The 16,846-nt window shown below is 71.9% G+C and carries 15 protein-coding genes; 7 read left to right on the top strand and 8 right to left on the bottom strand.

Annotated features, from left to right (window positions below; all coding sequences use genetic code 11):
• The first annotated feature begins 173 nt into the window (after positions 1-173).
• Complete coding sequence (locus tag HGK34_RS07365; protein WP_307815842.1) at positions 174-1,760, top strand: amidohydrolase; 1,587 nt, start codon at positions 174-176, stop codon at positions 1,758-1,760.
• Positions 1,761-1,772: 12 nt separating this feature from the next.
• Here the strand turns inward: HGK34_RS07365 and HGK34_RS07360 are convergent, their stop codons facing one another.
• From HGK34_RS07360 to HGK34_RS22575, 4 genes are all read right to left on the bottom strand, one after another.
• Complete coding sequence (locus HGK34_RS07360) at positions 1,773-2,513, bottom strand: VOC family protein (protein WP_307815841.1); 741 nt, start codon at positions 2,511-2,513, stop codon at positions 1,773-1,775.
• 306 nt (positions 2,514-2,819) lie between these two features.
• On the bottom strand, positions 2,820-3,620 hold the full coding sequence (locus HGK34_RS07355) for an aquaporin (RefSeq protein WP_201845928.1): 801 nt from the start codon (positions 3,618-3,620) through the stop codon (positions 2,820-2,822).
• Entirely contained in the window at positions 3,620-4,033 is a 414-nt protein-coding gene (locus HGK34_RS07350) for an arsenate reductase ArsC (RefSeq protein WP_201845927.1), read from the bottom strand. Before HGK34_RS07350 ends, HGK34_RS07355 begins: the two co-directional genes overlap by 1 nt.
• A gap of 154 nt (positions 4,034-4,187) precedes the next feature.
• On the bottom strand, positions 4,188-5,351 hold the full coding sequence (locus HGK34_RS22575) for a metalloregulator ArsR/SmtB family transcription factor (RefSeq protein WP_244666516.1): 1,164 nt from the start codon (positions 5,349-5,351) through the stop codon (positions 4,188-4,190).
• A gap of 96 nt (positions 5,352-5,447) precedes the next feature.
• On the opposite strand from HGK34_RS22575, the gene HGK34_RS07335 reads away from it, so the two are divergent.
• The 4 genes from HGK34_RS07335 (at position 5,448) to HGK34_RS07320 (ending at position 9,927) form a co-directional block, all read left to right on the top strand.
• Complete coding sequence (locus tag HGK34_RS07335; protein WP_201845926.1) at positions 5,448-5,948, top strand: PH domain-containing protein; 501 nt, start codon at positions 5,448-5,450, stop codon at positions 5,946-5,948.
• 125 nt (positions 5,949-6,073) lie between these two features.
• Positions 6,074-6,778, top strand: a complete 705-nt coding sequence (locus HGK34_RS07330; RefSeq protein WP_201845925.1) for an MOSC domain-containing protein — start codon at positions 6,074-6,076, stop codon at positions 6,776-6,778.
• A gap of 136 nt (positions 6,779-6,914) precedes the next feature.
• Entirely contained in the window at positions 6,915-8,303 is a 1,389-nt protein-coding gene (locus tag HGK34_RS07325) for a cellulase family glycosylhydrolase (protein WP_201845924.1), read from the top strand.
• A 175-nt stretch (positions 8,304-8,478) separates the two neighbouring features.
• Entirely contained in the window at positions 8,479-9,927 is a 1,449-nt protein-coding gene (locus HGK34_RS07320; protein WP_201845923.1) for a class-II fumarase/aspartase family protein, read from the top strand.
• Between the two features lie 99 nt (positions 9,928-10,026).
• Here HGK34_RS07320 and HGK34_RS07315 read toward each other — a convergent pair whose 3' ends face one another.
• Positions 10,027-10,707, bottom strand: a complete 681-nt coding sequence (locus HGK34_RS07315; protein ID WP_207193277.1) for an RNase H family protein — start codon at positions 10,705-10,707, stop codon at positions 10,027-10,029.
• Between the two features lie 124 nt (positions 10,708-10,831).
• Between HGK34_RS07315 and HGK34_RS07310 the strand changes: the two genes are divergently transcribed.
• Together HGK34_RS07310 and HGK34_RS07305 are read left to right on the top strand one after the other, a co-directional pair.
• Positions 10,832-11,986, top strand: coding sequence for a VIT1/CCC1 transporter family protein (locus HGK34_RS07310; RefSeq protein WP_201845921.1), 1,155 nt, complete (start codon positions 10,832-10,834; stop codon positions 11,984-11,986).
• A 150-nt stretch (positions 11,987-12,136) separates the two neighbouring features.
• Positions 12,137-12,463, top strand: coding sequence for a hypothetical protein (locus tag HGK34_RS07305; protein ID WP_201845920.1), 327 nt, complete (start codon positions 12,137-12,139; stop codon positions 12,461-12,463).
• Between the two features lie 410 nt (positions 12,464-12,873).
• Here the strand turns inward: HGK34_RS07305 and HGK34_RS07300 are convergent, their stop codons facing one another.
• The 3 genes from HGK34_RS07300 to pgm all read right to left on the bottom strand — a co-directional run bounded on the left by HGK34_RS07300 (position 12,874) and on the right by pgm (position 16,802).
• Positions 12,874-14,358: a flotillin family protein gene (locus HGK34_RS07300; protein ID WP_307815840.1), complete on the bottom strand. Its 1,485-nt coding sequence runs from the start codon at positions 14,356-14,358 to the stop codon at positions 12,874-12,876.
• Between the two features lie 112 nt (positions 14,359-14,470).
• Positions 14,471-14,926 carry an NfeD family protein gene (locus tag HGK34_RS07295; RefSeq protein WP_201845919.1) on the bottom strand — a complete coding sequence of 152 codons (456 nt, stop codon included), beginning with the start codon at positions 14,924-14,926 and terminating at the stop codon, positions 14,471-14,473.
• Positions 14,927-15,113: 187 nt separating this feature from the next.
• Positions 15,114-16,802, bottom strand: a complete 1,689-nt coding sequence (pgm, locus tag HGK34_RS07290; protein ID WP_201845918.1) for a phosphoglucomutase (alpha-D-glucose-1,6-bisphosphate-dependent) — start codon at positions 16,800-16,802, stop codon at positions 15,114-15,116.
• Between the last annotated feature and the right edge of the window lie 44 nt (positions 16,803-16,846).

The raw sequence follows: 16,846 nt of genomic DNA, 5'->3' as shown, positions 1-16,846 counted from the left end.
CGGGTCGTCGGGTGCGCGGGGTTCCGCGCGTCCTCCGCGACCTCGTATCAGGTCCACGGATGTTTGCCATCAACAGTAACGATGGTTGCGCGCATTCCTGGTTTCCCGGCGCCGTGAGGGGCGTCACGCCGGACGGTCACGCACGGGTGATGGCTGAGGCTTACCTTGGGCTCGTGACCAGACTGATCCTCTCGCGTGCCCGGGTGCTGGGCGCGGACCATCTCGTCGACATCCAGGTCTCGGGCGGCTCGATCAGGCGGATCGTCCCCGCCGCGCACGGCGACGCCGCGGTCCTGGGACGTGCGGCCGGGGCGGGTGCCGCGGCGCCGGAGGTGGTGGACCTCGACGGGCGGTGGGTGATGCCGGGCCTGTGGGACGCGCACACGCACATGGAGCAGTGGGCGCTCGTCCGCCGGCGGCTCGACGTCGCCCCCGCGACGTCGGCGGAGCACGCCGTCCGCCTCGTCGAGGACGCGCTCGACGCGCGCGCCGCGGAGGGCGGGGGCGTGGGGGAGCCGCTGGTCGGCTTCGGGCTGCACTGGGTCACCTGGCCGGAGCCCCCGACGGCCGAGATGCTCGACGCCGTCGGGGACGTGCCGGTGGTGCTGTTGTCCTTCGACCTGCACTCCGCGTGGGTGAACACGGCCGGCCTGCGACGGCTCGGGATCGAGCACCCCACCGGGCTGCTGCTCGAGGACGAGATGTTGCCCGCCGAACAGCTGGACCATCCGTCCGGTACGACCCTCGACCGGCTCGTGCACAGCGCCGCCCAGGCCGCGGCCGCCCGGGGCGTGGTCGGCGTCGTGGACTTCGGCATGGACGACAACGTCGGCGCGTGGCGGCGCCGCGTCCCGTCCTGGGACGGGCTGCGCGTACGCGCGGGCGTCTGGTACTGGGATCTCGACGCGGCGCTGGCCGAGGGTCTGCGCACCGGTGACCCGCTGAGCGGACCGGACGGCCGGGCCCCGGCGGGGGAGCTCACCGGCCGGCCGCTCGTGGAGATGGGGTCGCTCAAGGTCATCAGCGACGGCTCGCTCAACTCGCGCACCGCCTGCTGCTTCGACCCGTACGAGGGCTCGGACGGGCCCGACGCGCACGGCGTGCTCAACGTGCCTCCGGAGGACCTGCATCTGCTGATGAAGCGTGCCACGGATGCCGGACTGACCTGTGCCATCCACGCCATCGGGGACCGGGCCAACTCGCTGGCGCTGGATGCCTTCGAAGCCACCGGCGCTCGCGGCTCGATCGAGCACGCGCAGCTCGTGCGGTGGTCCGACGTCGAGCGGTTCGCGGCCGGCCGGGTGACCGCGAGCGTGCAGCCCGAACATGCGATGGACGACCGCGACGTCGCCGAGGGGCTGTGGCCCGATCGCACGGACCGGGCGTTCCCCCTGGCGACGCTCGCCGCGGCGGGTGTGCCGCTCGCCCTCGGATCCGACGCTCCCGTTGCCCGGCTCGATCCGTGGTTCGCGATCGCGTCCGCGGTGACGCGGTCCCGCGGCGGACGCGAACCCTGGCATCCGGAGCAGGTGCTCACCGTGGAGCAGGCGCTGGCGGCATCGACCGCCGGGCATGGCGTGGCACCGGGTGAGGGAGGACCGGCGGACCTCGTCGTGCTGGACGGGGACGTCCCGGGACTCGGCTCGCACGCGGACTACCTCGTGCAGCCTGCCGATCCGTCCGACGTCTCGGAGGCGCTGCGCACGATGCCGGTGGCCGGCACCGTCCTGGGCGGGGAGTGGACGCACCGGGTGCTGTGAGCGCCGTGCCGGTCACTCCTCGTTCAGGCAGAGGCAGAAGGGGTGGCCGGCCGGGTCGGCGAAGGTGCGGAACGTCTCACCGTCACTCGGCAGGCGGGTCGCGCCGAGTGCGAGTGTCGCCTCCTCGGTGGCGTCGAGGTCGTCGACGTACAGGTCCAGATGTCCCTGCTGCGGCCGTGCCGGGTCCGGCCACGCGGGTGCGGTGTAGTTCTCGACCTGCTGGAAGAGGATCGGCCGGTCGCCGCCGGTCATCCCCATGCCGTCCTGGTCGTAGGCGACCGGTTCGCCGATCAGCGCTGACCAGAAGCGTACGGCGGTGTGTGCGTCCGGCACGTCGAAGTTGACGCCGGCGACCGTCGTGCCGGGGTTGCCCTCGGCGGCGCAGAGGTCGAACGGATGTCCTGCCGGGTCGGTGAGCGTGGTCCACTGCTCGCTCACCCGGAGCACCGTGGCGCCCCTCTGGACGGCGGCCCGGCTCGCCGCGGCGACGTCGGCCGTGCGCAGATCCAGGTGGAGCTGCTGCGGGCGGTCCTGGCCGGGCCAGTCCGGCGGGATGAGGTCCGGCGCGACCTGGAAGTGCAGGCTCCAGCCGTCCGCCGTGCGGGTCGACACCCAGTGATCGTCCTGCGAGCTGATCTCTCCGCCGGTCAGGGCGGTCCAGAACCGGGATGCCGCGGTTAGGTCCGGTACGTCGAGGACCACCGACCCCATCCGGGCGATGCCCGGCCGGGCTGGTTCCTGTGTGTCGGTCACGATGACTCCCTCCGTCCAGAACAGCATGCCGCGGGAGTCTGACATCCGCGCCTCGCGGCGCCGCGGGCCGAGACCGGGGACTGCTGCACCGCCCCCACGGCACCACGACCGATCACGGTCGGTGCCCCGCCGGACGGCGTTGACCAGGGGTTCGCGACAGGTGTTGCCCACGGTCGCTCGTCCGGCTGACGCACCCACCCGCCGCCACCGGCCGGCGGCGGGTCGCCGTGCGTGCACGCCGGCCTGACCGGCGGGGGCCGGACGACCGGCGGGCGGCGTGGGGACCTGCCGGTGTGCCCCGGCCCGTCAGCGGCGGGCCTGCTCCTCGCGGACCGCCGGGAACAGCACCGACGCCAGCCCGACCGCGACCGCGCCGCCGAGCAGCTGCGCCCCGATGAACGGCAGCACCGATCCCGGGGCGATGCCGGCGAAGGTGTCGCTGACCATGCGTCCCACGGTCACCGCGGGGTTCGCGAAGGAGGTCGACGAGGTGAACCAGTACGCCGCGCCGATGTACGAGCCCACGGCGGCCGGTACCCAGGTCTCCCGTCCGGACCGCAGGAGGCCCAGGATGACGAGGACCAGCCCGGCGGTGGCGACGACCTCGGCCAGCAGGTGCGGTGCCGTGGCGCGCTCGTGCGTCGCGAGCGTCGTGGGCAGGCCGAACATGGCGTTCGCCAGGACGGCCCCGGCGATGCCGCCGACGACCTGAGCCGGGACGTAGACCCCGGCGGTCGTGAGGCGTGCGCGGGCCGCGCTGCGGCGATCTGCGGCACCGCCGCCGCCCTGGGGGCCGGCCCTGCGTGCGGTGACCCAGTCCACCAGGCTGACCACCGGGTTCAGGTGTGCCCCGCTCACGGGGCCGAGAACGGCGATCAGCACGGCCAGCCCGAGCGTCGTGGCCAGGCTGTTCTCCAGGAGCCGCAGCCCGGTGTCGTCGGACAGCTCGGTGGCCATGATTCCCGAGCCCACGACGATCGCGACGAGGGCCGCGGTCCCGAGCGCCTCGGCGACCGCACGGCGCCAGAGCGCGACCGGTCGGGTCTCCGCAGGGGCGGGTGCGGTGGCCGGTCCGGTGGCCGATCCTGTTGTCGTCGACTGTGCCATCAGGCCACGGCCTCCACGCCCAGTTCCGCGATCAGGGTCCGCACGCGCTTCTCGATCTCGTCCCGGATCGGACGCACCGCCTCGATGCCCTGGCCGGCGGGGTCCTCGAGCGCCCAGTCCTCGTAGCGCTTGCCGGGGAAGATCGGGCAGGCGTCACCGCAGCCCATGGTGATGACGACGTCGGACGCCTGCACGGCGTCCGTGGTCAGGATCTTGGGCCGCTCCGCGCGGAGGTCGATGCCCTTCTCCAGCATGGCGTCCACGGCGACGGGGTTGATCTGTCCGGCGGGCTCCGAGCCGGCCGACCTGACCTCGACGGCGCCGCCGGACAGCGTGCGCAGGAATCCCGCGGCCATCTGCGAGCGGCCCGCGTTGTGGACGCAGACGAACAGGGCGGAGGGCGAGGTGCTCATGAGGGTGCTCCAGGTGTGGTCTCGTGCGGGAGGTGTCTCGTGGGGGAGGTGTCTTGTGCGGGTCGGCACCGGGCGGGCCCGGCGCCGGGGACGGTCCGGCGCCGGGGACGGTCCGTCGCCGGGGATCGGTTGAGTGGGATCGGGGCGGGCACGGTCAGGCGGGAAGGATCTGCGCGAGCAGAGCTCGCACGCGGCGATCGAGCTCGTCGCGGATGGCGACGACGCCGGCCGGGGATGCCAGGGCGGGATCCCCCACCACCCAGTCCTCGTACCGCGTGCCCGGCAGTACCGGGCAGGTGTCTCCACAGCCCATCGTCACGACCACGTCGGCCGCGCGGACGGCGTCGTCGGTCAGGGGCTTGGGGAAGATGGCGTGCTCGACGCCGGAGTCCCGGCCGCGCCCGTCGATCTGCGCGAGCAGCGTTCGGACGGCGTCGTGCACATCGGGCGCCGGCGCCGAGCCTGCGGACCGCACGACGACGCGGTCACCCGCGTGGTGCGCCATCAGGGCCGCGGCGAGCTGAGAGCGTCCGGCGTTCGCGACGCAGACGAACAGGACCTGGGGCTTGCGCAGGTCATCCCCGGCGCTCCCGGGGGAGCCGGTGGCAGCGTCCGGACCGGCGGAGCCCGCTTCAGGCCCGGCGGAGCCCGCTCCAGACCTGGCGGCGCTCCTGCCGGCCCCGACCGCCGCCTGTCGGAGTGCCGTGTCGTCCTCGCCCGGCGCGTCGCCCACCCGGTCGCGCGACTCGCGCGCCTTGACCAGATCTTCGAGCCGCTGCCTGGCGAAGTGCCCGGTCAGCGCCACGAGATGGGTCGGGATCCCGCCCCTGCGGGCGAGCGCCGCGTACGACTCGCGCACCACGTGGAGGCACTCCTCCGGGGTGGTCCCGGGCACGCGCCCCGCGAGGGACTGCGCCAGGCCGGTCAGTTCGCGGTCGACGTCGGACAGCCCGGCGAGGTACGGGGTCTGCCCGGCGCTGACGGCGGAGGGGGCGAACCGGTCCAGGAGGGTGGTGATCGCGCCCCGGTAGCCGGGAGTGATCCGGTAGAGCACGAACGTCCCGCGGCGTTCGGACGTGAGGAGTCCGACGTCGCGGAGCACCTTGAGATGGTGCGACACGGTGGGCTGCGCGACGTTGGTCAACGTGGCGAGTTCCCCGGCGGAGGTCTCGCCGCCGGGGTCGGTGGCGATGGCCGACAGCATGCGCAGGCGGAGCGGGTCGGCGAGGGCCTTGAGGGTGTGCGCGACGACGTTGGCGGCGTCCGTGCCGATGGCGTGCCGCTCGGCGGGTGCGACCTCTCGCTCCTGTATCGACATGTGTCTATATTGGCACGAGTCGATGCAGCGTGTCGAACTCGTCGTTCGCCGGCTGGTCCATGTTGCCGGATTCCGATTCATGGCAATATGCCACGCATGGGTTTGCGAGAAGAGCACCTTGCCGAGGGCGAGTCCGTCATCATGCGCCTGAGGACGCACCGCAAGGTGTTGATGAAGCCTGTGGTGTGGATCGTGGTGCTGGCCGTGGTGACCGTCGGCGCCTGGCTCGCGGCCCCGATGTTCGGCCTGCCGTCGTGGGCGCCGCTGTTCGCGAGCGCCGTTGCGGTCCTGCTCGTCGTCGCCGCCACGATCCCGCCGTACCTCAAGTGGGTGACCACCACCTACGTCATCACCAATCAGCGGGTGTCGCTGCGCACCGGGATCCTCACGCACACCGGCCGGGACATCCCGCTCTACCGGATCAACGACGTGACCTTCGAGAAGCAGCTCAGCGACCGTTTCTTCGGCTGCGGGACGCTCGTGATCTCGGACGGCTCGGACCGCGAAGGCATGGTTCTCGACGACGTGCCTGACGTCGAGCAGGTGCAGCGCACGCTGCAGGACCTCGTGCGCAAGTCGGACCCGCGGGACAACTGACCTCGCCCGTCCGGGGGTGGCCCCGCTCGGTTCTGCGGGGCGCTCCCACGTGGCGCCCCCGGGCCGCCGCAGCCTTTCCGGACCGGTCTGGCTCCCCTGCGAGCAGCCCTGGCAGGATGGCCGGCATGGGATCAGTTCTCGCCGTGTGTCGCGTCCATCAGCTGCTGCCCGACAGCGGCACCGTGGGTATCACGGCCATCGACAAGCGTCCTGCCGAAGGGCGGGTCAAGGCTCGCGCGCTCGGTCTCTTCGCGGATGTCCAGGCCGACCGTGCCAACCACGGCGGGCCTGACCAGGCCGTGTACGCCTATGCCGAGGAGGACGCCGAGCACTGGGCGGAAGAACTCGGCCGTGAGATCACGCCGGGCCTGTTCGGAGAGAACCTGCGCACGTCCGGTGTCGCCGTGAGCACGGCGGTGGTCGGGGAGCAGTGGCGCGTCGGCTCGGCGCTGTTGGAGGTCACCCAGCCGCGGACGCCGTGTTCGACGTTCCAGCGCCGGATGGGCGAGAAGCAGTGGGTCCGCCGCTTCACGGCGGCGAACCGCACCGGAGCCTACCTGCGGGTGGCCGAGGCGGGCGAGATCGGGGCCGGCGACACGATCGACGTCGTCCACGTGCCCGAGCACGGCGTCCGGATCGCCGACTGGTTCGGCGCGTACTTCTCGGTGGCGCGCGGAGTCGAGCCACGTGACGGCGAACGGGGAGAGGCCGACCCGGTAGGGCTTGCCGCGCTCGCTCGTCGCCTGCTCGCGGCGGAGGGCACGGGCGACTGCCGGCTCGGCGACGAGATGCGGGCCAGCTGCGAGAAGGCCGTCGCGAGCGCGCGCTGACGCTCCTGTCGTTCCACCGGATTAATCGCTTCAGGTCCTAGGCCGTGCCGGCACGGGCGGCGACATTGGGGCGGGGCGTGCGGGTTGTCGTCGGGCGGGAACGGTCCGCGCCGTGTGCCCGGGAACGAGGGAGTTCATGCGAACCAGACGAAAGGCCCTGTCCGTCGCGGCGGTGGGCGCCGCGCTGCTCGCCGCGGCGCCGGCGATGGCGTCGACCGAAGGAACGACGCCGGCCGGTGTCTCGGCAGCCGGCATCCACGTCGAGGGCGACCAGCTCCTCGAGGCGGACGGCTCCCCCCTGTTGCTTCGCGGGGTGAGTCACGCGCACACCTGGTATGCGAGCGAGACCGGGTCGTTCGCCGACATCGACGACGCCGGTGCGAACGCCGTGCGGGTCGTGCTCAGCGACGGCACGCGGTGGAACCGGAACGAGCCGGCCGACGTGGAGAACGTGCTGGACCTCTGCTGGCAGAACGAGCTGGTCTGCATGCTCGAGGACCACGACACCACCGGCTTCGGCGAGGAGTCCGCCGCTTCGACGCTCGACCAGGCCGTGGACTACTGGATCTCGCTGCAGCCGGTGCTGGAGGGCACAGAGGACTACGTGCTGGTCAACATCGGCAACGAGCCCTACGGCAACGATGCCGCGACGAACGAGGGCTGGGCGGCCGACACGGCGGCCGCGATCCAGCGGCTGCGCGACGCCGGCCTGGGGCACACGATCGTCGTCGACGCGCCGTCGTGGGGGCAGGACTGGCAGGGCGTCATGCGCGACGGCGCACCGCAGGTCGCGGCGGCCGACCCGGACGGCAACACCGTGTTCTCCGTGCACATGTACGGCGTGTACTCCAGCGCTCAGGTGGTCACGGACTACCTCGACGCCTTCGACGCGATGGGCCTGCCGCTGATCGTCGGCGAGTTCGGGCACGACCACTCGGACGGCGACCCGGACGAGGACGCGATCATGTCGTCCACGCGGTCCCGGGGGATCGGCTGGTTCGCCTGGTCGTGGAGCGGTAACGGGGGAGGCGTCGAGTACCTCGACATGGTGGAGCAGTTCGACCCCACCCGGCGCACCGGCTGGGGTGACCGTGTCATCACCGGCCCCGACGGCCTGTCGGAGACGTCCGTCAAGGCCGGAGTGTTCGGCGGCGGGGATCCGGAGCCCACCGACCCGCCGGAGCCCACCGACCCGCCCGAGCCCACGGATGATCCCACCGAACCGGGCACCGACGCGTGCGAGGCCGTGCTCGACGTCGTGAACGACTGGGGCAGCGGCTTCCAGGCGCAGGTCACGGTGACCGCAGGAGATGCGGGCGCCGATGGCTGGACCACACGGTTCACGCTGCCTGCCGGCACGACGATCGGCAGCCTGTGGAACGCCGACCACACGGTCAGCGGGTCCGTCGTCACCGCGGGCAACGTCGACTGGAACGGCACCTTGAACCCCGGCCAGTCCACCACCTACGGCTTCACCGCCAACGGCGCGGCTCCGGGGTCGACCGCGGTGTCCTGCGCGGGCTGACCGCGCTGTCTCGCGGGGGCCACCTCGGCGAGCCTGGCGGTCGCGGTGCGGGCGATTCCGTCAGGCTCGCCGAGCTCGCCCTGCTTTCACCCGGTCGGCTGGTTAACATTCAGGAAACATTCGACTAGGCTTGGCTGGCCCGTACCACCGCCGACACCCCCAGGGGGCTGCGAAGATGTCCGACGAATGGTCTCGGCGTTATACCGACGGCCGAGTCCCGGAGCCCGGCATCAAGCACCTCTTCAGCGCCGAGAACCGCTTCCAGCGGCGCCTCGATGTCGAGGCCGCGCTCGCTCAGGCCGAGGCCGAGGTCGGGCTGATCCCCGAGGACGCGGGCGCGGCGATCCAGGCCGCCGCCCGGATCGAGAAGCTGGACCTGTCCCGGATCGCCGATGCCACGGTGGCGGCCAGCCACCCTCTCGTGCCACTGGTCGACGAGCTCGCCCGCGTCGTCGGGCCCGAGCACGGGGAGTGGATCCACTGGGGCGCCACCACCCAGAACATCACGCAGACCGCCGACATCCTGGTCCTGCGCGACGTGCAGCGGGCGCTCAAGCGACACCTCGCCGCGACGCTGCGGGCCCTGTCCAAGCTCGCCGACTCGTCGGCCGCCGTGCCCATGCCGGGCCGCACGCACTCCCAGCACGCCGTTCCGGTCACCTTCGGGTTCAAGACCGCGGTCTGGATCGACGAGCTCACCGCCACCGTCGACCGGCTGGAGCGCCTCGAGGACCGGTTGTTCCGCGTGCTCATGGGCGGCGCCGTCGGGACGTTCGCCTCCTTCGGGCCGCACGGGCGCGCGGTGGAGCGCGGCGTCGCCGAGCGGCTGGGCCTGGGCACCATGCCGGTCCCGTCGCGTGCCGTGAACGACGGCATGGTCGAGTTCGTCGTCGTGCTCGGCCTGCTGGCCGGGACCGCCGGCAAGATCGGCAAGGACGTGTACGCGCTGATGCAGCCCGAGTTCGGCGAGGCCTTCGAGCCGATCCCGCACGGCACGGTCGGCAGCTCCACGATGCCGCACAAGCGCAACCCCCAGCTCGCCCTGGACGTCCAGTCGATGAGCGCGCAGCTGCGCGCACTCGCCGGACCGGCACTCGAGTCGATGATGCACGACCACGAGGCGAACGGCGGCATGACCGCGCTGCTGGAGGACCTCATCGGCCAGGCGGCGACTCTCTCCGGGGACCTGCTGGTGCGCCTGTCGGTGATCATGTCCGGCCTTGAGCTCGACGAGCAGCGGATGCGCGCGAATCTGGCGCTGTCCGAGGGGCTGATGGGTTCCGAGTCCCTCATGCTCGAGCTCGGCGAACGCATCGGGCGCCAGAGCGCGCACGAACTCGTCTACGAGATCGCCCAGACGGCCGCCGTGGGCGACGAGTCGTTCCTCGACCTGCTGCTCCGGAACGGCACGGTGCGTGAGCACCTCGATGCCGCGCGCATCCGACGGCTCGTCGATCCGTCGAGCTACCTCGGTGAGAGCGTCGCCATCGCCCACGACATGGCGCGGCACGCACGGACCGTCGCGGACCGGCTGGACTTCCACGCCCAGGCAGGGGCTCTCACGCAGTCGAACGCTGTCCCCGCGGACGCGCGGAAGGACGGCATGCGCCTCACGGCGGTGTGACGTCAGGGTGCAGCCCGGACGGCTCCCGCGCGGGAGCCCGGCCCGCCGCACGGGCAGCACGAAACGGCGTCCGTTGCGTGAACCGGTCGGAGCGGCCGGTCAGAACAGGGTCGCCGGCTCCCAGGAGGCGGACTGGCCGTCCCTCGCAGGGGTTCGTCGCGCGGGGTGCGATACCCCGGCGTCCGTGTCGTCCGCGGCGGGGCCAGGCGCGGTCTCGGCCGGGCCGGGTGTCGCGGCCGCGTCGTCGGGCTCGTCCTCGCCGAGTGGTGTGCCGGCCAGGTCCGCAGCCTGCGCCGCCGGCGGCATGTTCCCGATGAGGAAGCCGTCGAGGTCGCCGCGTCCTGCCGACCAGTCCGCGGCGGAAAGCTCCGCGAGGTGCCGGGCGCGTTCGTGGAACGGACTGTCGATGTGCCCCCGCACATGGCGGAAGCGGACCGGGCCCGTGCGTGCGGCGACGGCGTCGTCGAGGGCATGCACGATGTCGGCGTCGGGAACGGCCTCGTCGGCCGCCGTACGCCAGCCGTTCGCCTTCCAGACGGGGAGCCACTCGGAGGCGACCCGGATCGCCTGCTGCGAGCCGGACTCGACGAGGAGCGGCTCGTCGCCGGGATGAGCCTCGATCGCGCGGAGCACGGCGGTCAACCCGGCGGACTGGTCCGTGCCGCTCGCGGCACCGCCGGAGTCGAAGTTGCCGTCCATGTGGTCGACCCAAGCCCAGCCGATCGCACCCGGATCACCAAGGGCGTCCCCGTGGGCGCTGAGGATGATCACGGCGACCATTGTGCCTTGCCGAGAGTGATGCTGGATAGGGCGACATGCTGGGAGCCGCGAGTTCCGGGCACGGGAAACCGCAGACGTCCCCTTCCGGAACCCGTGATCCGCCTCGCATTGCGATCATGGCACCATGCCTGGACCCACACCCGCCGACATCCGCCGCTGGCGACGCTATCTGGCGGCCGAGCGCGCCGAGGCCGCGTCATATCGCGATCTCGCGCAGCGTCGCACCGGCGAGGAGCGTGCGATCCTGCTCGCGCTCGCCGAGGCGGAGAAACGGCATGAGACGCACTGGCTCGACCTGCTGGGCGACGACGTCGGTGATCCGTTGCGCACCGAATGGCGCTCCCGCGTGCTGGGATCCCTGGCTCGCAGGTTCGGCGGCGTGTTTGTGCTGGCGCTCGCACAACGTGCCGAGGCGCGCTCGGCCTACTCGCGGGACGTGGACGCGACGGCCACGATGGCCGCCGACGAGCAGATCCACGAGGAGGTCGTACGCGGCCTGGCCACGCGAGGGAGGAACCGGCTGTCGGGGACCTTCCGCGCTGCGGTGTTCGGCGCGAACGACGGTCTGGTCTCGAACCTCGCGCTCGTGCTCGGCATCGGCGCCTCGGGTGTCTCGCAGCAGACGATCCTGCTGAGCGGACTGGCGGGCCTGCTCTCCGGGTCCCTGTCGATGGCGGCGGGGGAGTATGTGTCGGTGCGGTCGCAGCGAGAGCTCCTGGAAGCCTCGTCGCCGTCGCCCGACGCGGCCGCAGCCCTGCCGCACCTGGACCTGAACGCCAACGAGCTGGCGCTCGTCTACCGTGCCCGAGGCCTGACTCCCGACCAGGCCGAGGTCCGGGCAGCTGAGGTTCTCGCCCCGTTCGCCGCCTCCACCGGCGTCGATCACCGGGACGGGAACGCGGGCGACCCGGCTCTGCCCGGCGAGGAGGACGCGAGCGACGCCTTCGAGACGGAGCGGTCCGACCCGGCCGGTGAGCGGCCCGTGGACGAGCACGAGACGCACGGGACCGCCTGGGGCGCCGCCGCGTCGTCGTTCTGCTTCTTCGCGTCCGGTGCGCTGATTCCCGTCCTGCCCTATCTTCTCGGCTTCGGTGGGATGGGCGCGGTGGCGGTCGCGTCCACGCTGGTCGGAGCCGCACTGCTCGTCACGGGCGCGACCGTGGGCCTGCTGTCCGGAACCTCCCCGCTCACGCGCGCGGCGCGGCAACTGCTCATCGGGCTGGGGGCGGCCGTGGTGACGTACCTGCTCGGACTCTTCTTCGGCACGGTCATCGCATAGTCCGTGCGCAAGCCTTCCTGGTCGCCGTTGCAGCCACGGCGAAAAGAGTCCACAGTTGTCCATGAACCCCCAGATCCACACGGATGGCTACTGTTCATGGCGTCGACACACCACCGGAATCCGCGCACCGCGTGGCTCTGCCGGTGGGTTGTGAGCGCCGCCCTGCTGCTCGCGATCGCGGCGGGCGGTCTGGCGCTCGTGGAGCTGGCCGAGGCCGAGGGCGGCTCCCCCGTCCCGGCGGCGGCCGCCCTGGGCATCCCCGCCGATGATCTCCCTGCCCCTGTGTCAGGCTCGGACACCGTTCTCGTGGCGTTCGGCGCCGAGAGCGGGTCGCCGTTGCGCGCCGGCGGCGGCGAGGCGCTGGCCGTCCTGACCGTCCTGATCGCGCCCGGCGTGGTCAGGTTCCGCGGCCGGACCCGGGACCGCCCGATACCACGCTCGCTCGCAAGCTTCGAGGTTCCTGTCTCCCCAGCCTGAGCGTGACGAGTTCGGGGCTGTCGTCACGAGGGACCAGCTCGCGCTGGGCCGATCCGTCACGGGAGTCCCGATCGTCGGCAGCGCTCCGCTGATGCGCTGTCGGCCGACGGCTGACATCCGGTTCGCGGCTCCGCTCGCGGGCTTTCACTGGGGGGTGCACCCGCATCTCAGGGCGGCATGCCATCGGATGTCAGGGGCCGAGGTCGGAGGTGCCGCTGGGGGGTGCCTCCGGCCGAGGCCCGTACCGTGCGGAACGGAACCGTGGCGTCCACGACGGCGCTCCGTGTCCGGTCCGCCGCAGGAAACGCTGGGGCCGGTCCGTCGTCGGACCGGCCCCAGCGACCGCGTGGGCAACGGCGCCGTGACCGACCCGGCGCTGTCCTGCCGGTCGTGCCCCCGCGCCCGCCCGTCTACCTGTCGGCGGACCCGTTGCCGACGTCGGAGCTGCCCGCCGTCGCACCGCCGAGGCCGGCCCCCGCGACGCCGTTCATGAGCTCCTTGATGTCCACACCGGTCAGCTGCTTGATGACGCCCTGGCCCTCACCGAGCACGCTCGCCACGCTCCGGGTGATCGCCGAGGCGCCGTCGGTGGAGACGACGGTCATGCCCTTGATGCTGCCCAGGGGTTCGGCGGCGGCGCGCACGATCTCGGGCAGGCGTTCGATGAGCTCCTGCGCCAGTGCGGCCTCGCCGTACTTGCGCAGCGCTTCCGCCTTGGCGTCAGTGGCCGAGGCCTCGGCCCGGCCTTCTGCCTCGACCGCGGCCGCGCGGGCCTCGCCCTCGGCCTGGATACCGGCGGCGAGGGCGACCTGCCTGTCGCGTTCGGCCTCACCGGCACGTCGTACGGCTTCGGCCGCGGCCTCGGCGTCCTGGATGGCGGCGGTCTTGTTCGCCTCGGCGATCGTCGTGCGCTTGAACGCGTCCGCCTGGGTCGACGCGTTCTCGGCGTCGCGGCGGGCGTTCGCCTCCTGGACCTGTGCGTAGGCGCGGGCCTCCGCGGGCTTGCGGATCTCGATGTCGAGGCGCTCCTGTTCCACGCGGGCCTTCTCCGCCATCGCCTCGCGCTCCTCGACGGCGACGGTCCGGTCCTGCTCCGCCCGGGCCAGCTGGCCCGCGGCCTCCGCCTCGGCCTGAGCCCTGTCCGTCTCGGCCTTGATCGCGGACTTCTTCAGGTCGAGCTCCTTCTGGCGCTGCGCGATCTGCTCCGCGGCCTCGATGACGGCGAACTCCGAGACCCGCTTGGCCTCGGCCTCGGACACCTCGGCGAGCTGGCGGGCGCGTGCGGACTCGGCGCGGCCGAGGTTCTCCAGGTAGTCCGAGCCCGGGGTGGAAATGTCCGAGATGTTGAGGATGTCGATCTGCAGGCCCTGCTCCGCGAGGTCCAGCTTGGTGGACTGCACCACACGATCGGACAGGCCCTTGCGGTCCGAGATGATCTCCTCGAGGGTCATGTCGCCCACGATCGAGCGCAGCGAGCCCTCCAGAGCCTCCTTGATGATCTCGGTCAGCATGTCCTGCTGGGACAGGAAGCGCTGGGCGGCGCGGCGGACGCCCTCCTCGTCACCGCGAACCTTGAAGTTGACCGACGCCTTGATCGCCACCTTGATGCGGTTGGCGTCGACGCCTTCGACGACGATGCCGATCTGGCGCTGCTCCAGGGAGATGGAGAAGCCTTGCTGCAGCACGGGCCAGACGAAGGTGCGGCCACCGACCACGACCCTCTGGTTCGCGAGGTCTGCCTCGCGCTTTCCTGCACCCCGGCCGACGACGATGAGGGCCTGGTTCGGCGGGACCCGCCGGATCCTGCTGGAGATGAACGCCATCAGGATCAGGAGGGCGATGACGACGGCGACGACAGCGATCACGCTGACGACGGCGGCACTGGCGAGGAACACATGTACTCCTTGGGGGGTGTTTCGTGGGGGCTGGCGCCGGTCATGTCGGCGTCCGCCGTGCGGGCGTGACCGCCGGACTCACGATGCGGACCGGCGAAAGGGCCTGCGCCGATCACTCGGCCGATATGACCTTCACCCGGCTGCCGTGCTGCTCGACGACGGCGATGCGAGTGCCCTGCGGGAGCGGCATGTCCGCGAAGGCCATCCGGGTCTCCAGTTCGTTGTCGAGCGACACCTCGCCGTGTGCGGGTGACACCTCGGATGTCACGGCCCCCTGCTGGCCGACGATCGACCGTGGGGTGGCGTCGTCGGACTGTCGCAGGCGCTTGAGCAGCAGGTTCACGAGCAGGATCACGCCGAGGCCGATGGCTGCGGCGATCGGGTACGTGGCCACGACGGGCAGGCCGGATGACGTCACCACGGCGCCGGTGGCCCCGAACAGCAGGAGCCCGGCGCCGAGCGAGGTGCCTGACAGGGCGCCGTCACCCAGCTCGAAGAGATCGCCGAGGGCGACCGAGAGCAGACCGAGAGCGAGTCCGACGATGCCGAGGACGATGAAGACGAGCATGGGTCTCCTTGAGGGCAGCCTGAGCGACCCGACGTGAAGATCGAGTGAAAGCTCCTGCAACGTATCAAGGCAGTATCTGCGCGCGCACGAAAAGTAGCGTGAAGAAAACGTGACCGCAGCGGTCGTGACGGAGAGACGCGCCGGGCTTCCCGCGGGCGCCCTGGCCGGAGGGCGCCCGCGGGCAACGTCATCGCCCGGCCAGTGCTCCGTTCACGACGTCCTTCGCGGCGGACTGGACCTGGGCCAGGTGGTCCGCCGAGACGAATGACTCGGCGTAGATCTTGTACACGTCCTCCGTGCCGGAGGGGCGCGCGGCGAACCACGCGTTCGGTGTGGTCACCTTGAGACCGCCGATCTTCGCGCCGTTGCCCGGAGCCTCGGTCAGGGCTGCCGTGATCGGCTCTCCGGCGACCTCGGTCGCCGTGACGTCCGACGGCGAGAGCGTGGCGAGGGCAGCCTTCTCGTCGCGGGTCGCGGGGGCGTCGACGCGTGCGTACCAGGACTCGCCGTGCTGTCGCACGAGTTCCGCGTGCTGCTGCGACGGCGTCGTTCCGGTCGTCGCGAGGATCTCGGAGGCCAGCAGCGCCAGGAGCAGCCCGTCCTTGTCCGTGCTCCACACCCGCCCGTCGCGTCGCAGGAAGGACGCGCCGGCCGACTCCTCGCCGCCGAACGCGATCTCACCGGTGAGCAGCCCGGGCACGAACCACTTGAACCCGACCGGGACCTCGACGACCTGTCGGCCGAGATCGCCCGCGACCCGGTCGATCAGTGACGACGACACGAGGGTCTTGCCGACCGCCGCCGTCCGGGGCCACTCCGGGCGCGCTCCGGAGAAGAGATATCGGATCGCGACGGCCAGGTAGTGGTTCGGGTTCATCAGGCCCGCGTCCGGGGTGACGATGCCGTGCCGGTCGGAGTCGGCGTCGTTCCCGGTGGCGATGTCATACGGCGCAGGCGATCCGTCGGCCGGATTCATGCGGCCGACCAGCGACGCCATCGCCGAGGGCGACGAGCAGTCCATCCGGATCTTGCCGTCGTGGTCGAGCGTCATGAAGGCCCAGCGGGGATCCACCTGCGGGTTCACGACGGTCAGGTCGAGCCCGTACCGCTCGCCGAGCTCGCCCCAGTACTCGACGGATGCCCCGCCCAGCGGGTCCGCGCCGATCCGTACCCCGGCCGAGCGGATGGCCTCCAGGTCCAGCACGGTGGCGAGGTCGTCGACGTAGGTCGTCAGGAAGTCGTGCCGGTGCGTGGTGTCCGCGCCAAGAGCGGCCTCGAGGGAGACCCGGGCGACGGATCCCGTTCCGGAGGCCAGGAGCTCGTTCGCCCGGTCGGCGATCCAGCCGGTCGCCTCGGATCCGGCGGGTCCGCCGTGCGGCGGGTTGTACTTGAACCCGCCGTCCCGCGGGGGGTTGTGACTCGGCGTGACCACGATGCCGTCGGCCAGGCCGGGGCCCGACGTGCGGACCCCGGTCTCGGAGAGTGCCTCGTTGTGCAGGAGGATCGACTGCGAGACCGCGGGCGTGGGCGTGTAGGAGTCGCGGGCGTCGACCATCACGGTGACGCCCGCCGCCGCGAGTACCTCGAGTGCGGTCTGCCAGGCCGGCAGGGACAGGGCGTGCGTGTCGCGCCCGATGAACAGCGGGCCGTCGGTGCCCTGAGAGCGGCGGTACTCGATGATCGCCGCGGTGGTCGCGATGATGTGGGCTTCGTTGAACGCGGTGTCGAGGCTTGAGCCCCGGTGCCCGGACGTGCCGAAGACAACCCGCTGCGCGGGGTTCTCGGGGTCGGGTGTGAGGTCGTAGTAGGCGCCGACCACGTGGTCGACGTCGATCAGGTCGTCTGCGGTCGCAACAGTTCCGGCGCGCGGGTGCATAGGTCGATGGTGCCAGGTTCGCGCACCTCGCGGGGCATCCGGTG

The sequence above is a fragment of the Myceligenerans indicum genome (genome assembly GCF_016742955.1).
Taxonomy (GTDB): domain Bacteria; phylum Actinomycetota; class Actinomycetes; order Actinomycetales; family Cellulomonadaceae; genus Myceligenerans; species Myceligenerans indicum.
The sequence above is the reverse complement of the archived record's forward strand: the minus strand, read 5'-3'. Positions and strand labels throughout refer to the sequence as shown.

What these genes read in the sequence shown, in the direction of transcription:
- HGK34_RS07310 (WP_201845921.1), top strand. Translation starts at nt 10,832, where the DNA reads ATGCCTGGACCCACACCCGCCGACATCCGCCGCTGGCGACGCTATCTG.
- HGK34_RS07315 (WP_207193277.1), bottom strand. Translation starts at nt 10,707, where the DNA reads ATGGTCGCCGTGATCATCCTCAGCGCCCACGGGGACGCCCTTGGTGAT.
- pgm (WP_201845918.1), bottom strand. Translation starts at nt 16,802, where the DNA reads ATGCACCCGCGCGCCGGAACTGTTGCGACCGCAGACGACCTGATCGAC.
- HGK34_RS07325 (WP_201845924.1), top strand. Translation starts at nt 6,915, where the DNA reads ATGCGAACCAGACGAAAGGCCCTGTCCGTCGCGGCGGTGGGCGCCGCG.
- HGK34_RS07355 (WP_201845928.1), bottom strand. Translation starts at nt 3,620, where the DNA reads ATGGCACAGTCGACGACAACAGGATCGGCCACCGGACCGGCCACCGCA.
- HGK34_RS07330 (WP_201845925.1), top strand. Translation starts at nt 6,074, where the DNA reads ATGGGATCAGTTCTCGCCGTGTGTCGCGTCCATCAGCTGCTGCCCGAC.
- HGK34_RS07350 (WP_201845927.1), bottom strand. Translation starts at nt 4,033, where the DNA reads ATGAGCACCTCGCCCTCCGCCCTGTTCGTCTGCGTCCACAACGCGGGC.
- HGK34_RS07295 (WP_201845919.1), bottom strand. Translation starts at nt 14,926, where the DNA reads ATGCTCGTCTTCATCGTCCTCGGCATCGTCGGACTCGCTCTCGGTCTG.
- HGK34_RS07320 (WP_201845923.1), top strand. Translation starts at nt 8,479, where the DNA reads ATGTCCGACGAATGGTCTCGGCGTTATACCGACGGCCGAGTCCCGGAG.
- HGK34_RS07335 (WP_201845926.1), top strand. Translation starts at nt 5,448, where the DNA reads ATGGGTTTGCGAGAAGAGCACCTTGCCGAGGGCGAGTCCGTCATCATG.
- HGK34_RS22575 (WP_244666516.1), bottom strand. Translation starts at nt 5,351, where the DNA reads ATGTCGATACAGGAGCGAGAGGTCGCACCCGCCGAGCGGCACGCCATC.